General features: G+C 56.0%; 1 protein-coding gene. It reads right to left on the bottom strand.

Annotation, left to right across the window (positions count from 1 at the left end; translation table 11 throughout):
* Nucleotides 1-298: hypothetical protein (locus E0D98_RS26380; RefSeq protein ID WP_205713048.1), on the bottom strand; the 298-nt coding region annotated here is incomplete at both ends.

The raw sequence follows: 298 nt of genomic DNA, 5'->3' as shown, positions 1-298 counted from the left end.
TCATGATACAGCCCGGATCATGTTTGTTGATGTCATTCCGCATCATCACCGAGTCATACATGGGCCGGAGAGGGGAAATAAAGCTGCTGTAGGTCAGCAGGGTTTTCTTGACCCCAAGCGCCTTCATACCGCCGGGCATCAGATCCATCCGGATACGCCAGGGGATTGCGTGGGGCACATCCCTGACCAGCTGGTTGAATGTCCGCAGATTCTGGGGTGGCAGGGTAATGGCGACCATACCGTGCCAGAGGTCACCGGCCTTTATCAGGCTGCCGTGTGTTTCAGGCTGTGTGGTGAA

Source organism: Escherichia sp. KCJ4928 (assembly GCF_004352695.1).
Lineage (GTDB): Bacteria > Pseudomonadota > Gammaproteobacteria > Enterobacterales > Enterobacteriaceae > ECMA0423.
The sequence above is the reverse complement of the archived record's forward strand: the minus strand, read 5'-3'. Positions and strand labels throughout refer to the sequence as shown.